The sequence below is a fragment of the Pseudonocardia nigra genome (assembly GCF_019396355.1).
Classification (GTDB): domain Bacteria; phylum Actinomycetota; class Actinomycetes; order Mycobacteriales; family Pseudonocardiaceae; genus Pseudonocardia; species Pseudonocardia nigra.
Genome location: NZ_JAHKRK010000503.1, coordinates 1 through 1,037, shown reverse-complemented (window position 1 = coordinate 1,037; position 1,037 = coordinate 1). Strand labels below are relative to the sequence as shown.

Annotated in this window: 1 protein-coding gene; it reads right to left on the bottom strand. The window is 69.1% G+C overall.

Translation table 11 applies throughout. The annotated features are described in order from the left end of the window. Positions 1-123: 123 nt before the first annotated feature. On the bottom strand, positions 124-252 hold the full coding sequence (locus KME75_RS45525; RefSeq protein WP_281424919.1) for a hypothetical protein: 129 nt from the start codon (positions 250-252) through the stop codon (positions 124-126). Positions 253-1,037: the final 785 nt, after the last annotated feature.

The window sequence follows — 1,037 nt, the reverse complement described above, 5'->3', positions numbered from 1 at the left end:
TCACCGGCCACCCCTGGATGCCGGCACTACCCGCGCCCACCTGACCACGGACACCGAGCCGAGCGCACCGGAGGCCGAACGGCCGACCGGCGATCACGCCATGCCACCACACCCGCTGAATGTTTACAGGCCGTCCACCCCCGCCGTTCTGGCTCCGGTGTTGCCCGCGACCCGGGTGAACGCCACGATCAGCGTCGCCGGGTCGTACACGAAATTGAACAGGTCGTCGAACCGGCGGCCCGGATCGGCCACCGCCCAACGGTGAAGCTTGGCCTGCATCCCCGATACCCTGGCGAACGGGCCTTCCCCGCCCGACGTCAGGACCAGCGAGATTCCCCGATGGATCTTTCGGCATTACAGCGTCCTTCCCTTCTCGCAACCGCTGCCGCCCTTCCCCATGCGACCGGCTCTCCCGGCCTCGGAGTACTACGGCGGCTCCGCCCCGTCCCGGGCCGATCGGCCGACGATGGACCCAGCCTCGACACCCGCGCTGGCCGCGCAGTACGAGGCGAGGACCGGAACGGTTCCCGTGTTCACTGCTGATCGCTCGACGGAGGAGGAGCCCAGCTCTATCCCTGCGGCATCGCCACGGCTACCCCGCAGCACCTTCACCGTGGCCTCCCGGCGGACATCCACAAGACCGCCCAGGAGTTGCCCACCAGCCCGGATCTTCCCGATCCAGACCACCGGGTGCGCACCGCTTCCGGCCCATATCCACCAGGTTGGAGCCGGTGAGCCTTTGAGGGACGTGATCACGCTGGTTCCTCGCGTACTCCTTTCCGTCACGCTCGCCGGACCCGCACCATCTGGCAGTACTGGCACGTCCCGGCTTTGTCAGGGCTGCTCCCACCCGCACCCGGCACCTCCCGGAGCAGGCTGCCCCCAGCTACACTGCCCTGCTGCAACAGGACAGCGGCGAAGTAGGGGTCGGACCGGGGCGCGGTACTGGTCTTGCGACCAGCCCGTTTCCCCGGCCCGCCCTCCGCACCGGACGTGCGGCTCTCACCGCATCCGGCGCTCCACGGATTCCCTTGGGG